The following is a 1,622-nucleotide window of genomic DNA, read 5'->3' on the forward strand; positions in this document are numbered from 1 at the left end:
GTGCTCGGCCGCGGCCCAATGGGCGATCGCCACGGCCCCGGTGAGCCCCGCCCTCGCCCGCCGGGCGAGCTCCGCCGGGGGCGGAGTGCCCTCGGGCGGGCGGGGCGCCGGTCTTGAGCCGCGGTTCACCGCGGGCCGGCGGGCGGTGGCCATCGGCCGGTTGCGGACGAGTCGGAGCCGGGAGTCGCGCGGAGTACGGGACGTCACGGAAGCAGTCTCGCCGTTGACGGCCCGAAAGCCCAATCGGCACCCGTACGGCGGTCGTGGCGAACGGTTCACGTCCCCTCGGGGACGCTTCCGCCGCCGCCTGACGAACGCTTCCCGCGCCGTCCCCCGCGCGCTTGCCGCGAGCGCCCGGAGGGCGCTACGGAACACCGCCGCCGAGAGCCTCCAGCGTCTCCAGGGCCTCCGGGGCGCTACAGGAACGGCGTCAGAAACCGCCTCAGCGCCTCTTCGTACGCCTCGGGGTCCGCGTTCCACATGGCCGCGTGCGGGGCCTGCCGCACCGTGTGAAGGGTCACCAGGTCGCGTCGGCGACCGGCGAGTTCACGGGAGGCGTACCAGGGCGCGAGGGTGTCGCCGGGGCCGTGGACGATCAGCGTGGGCACGGTCAGCCGCTCGGGGTCGGTCAGCTCCGGGACCCTGCTGTCGTGGAGTCCGGTGCGCCCCTCGGCGGCCCGCAGGGCGAGCGGGAGCAGGGGGGCGGGGATGCGGCGGGCCGCGGCGAGGGCGCGCAGGGTGGCCTGCCAGTCGAGCACCGGGGAGTCCAGGACGATGCCGAGGACGCGGTGGCGCAGCGCGGAGTTCACGGCGGCGTGCAGGGCCATCGAGGCGCCGGTGGACCAGCCGTGCAGCACGACCCCGGTGGCCCCGTAACCGACCGCGTAGCGGACGGCCGCGTCCAGGTCGCGCCACTCGGTGTCGCCGAGGTGGGATATGCCGTCCTCGGGGCGGGGGGCGCCGGGGTCCCCCCGGTAGGCGAGGTCGAGCACCGGCACCCGCAGCCGCCGCAGGAAGGGCATGACGACCATGGGGTGCTCACGAGTGGTGCCCAGGCCATGGGTGGTGATCACCCAGGTGGAGCGTTCACCGGGGACGAACCAGGCGGGCAGCGGACCGAGTTCGCCGGGCACGTCGACGTCGGCGTGGTCGATGCCGAGCGCGTCCCGCGGATTGCCGACATGCACCTGGGGAGTGAGCCGCACCCGGGTGCCGGGGGTGAGGTCGCCGTGGCTGACCCGCTCCAGACGGCGTACGACGCAGTCGGCGGAGTGCGGTGCGTCCTCGATGACGGGGCCGACGACGGCGTGGCAGGAGCGGCCGGTGAGGCCGTAGGTGCCGGGGCGCAGCGAGGCGAGGGAGCGGGTCAGGGTGATCTGGCCGGCCGCGGTCGCGTGCACGGTCAGCGGCGGCTCGTTCGGCAGCGGGCGGCCGGGGGCCGGTTTCAGCGCAGCGTCGGTGGCGTACCGCCCGGCCGCCACCGCGGCCGCGCCGACACTCAGCAGGGTGGTGGCGGCCGCAACCGCCGTTGTGCGCAGACGCATCCCTCCCAGTGTGGGCGGGGCGGCGGCCCCTGGCCAGCGGGCGTGCCCGGCCGGGTGACCGGCCGGCCGGGTCCGGGG

1 protein-coding gene and 1 pseudogene are annotated in these 1,622 nt (G+C 76.3%); both read right to left on the minus strand.

What is annotated here, in order from left to right:
• Window positions 1–207 (minus strand): annotated as a pseudogene (locus tag AXW62_RS45155) (hypothetical protein); the annotation flags it as partial.
• Between the two features lie 209 nt (window positions 208–416).
• Entirely contained in the window at window positions 417–1,544 is a 1,128-nt protein-coding gene (locus AXW62_RS22590; RefSeq protein ID WP_060946131.1) for an alpha/beta hydrolase, read from the minus strand.
• Window positions 1,545–1,622 lie beyond the last annotated feature (78 nt).

The organism is Streptomyces hygroscopicus subsp. hygroscopicus (assembly GCF_001553455.1).
Classification (GTDB): Bacteria; Actinomycetota; Actinomycetes; order Streptomycetales; family Streptomycetaceae; genus Streptomyces; species Streptomyces hygroscopicus.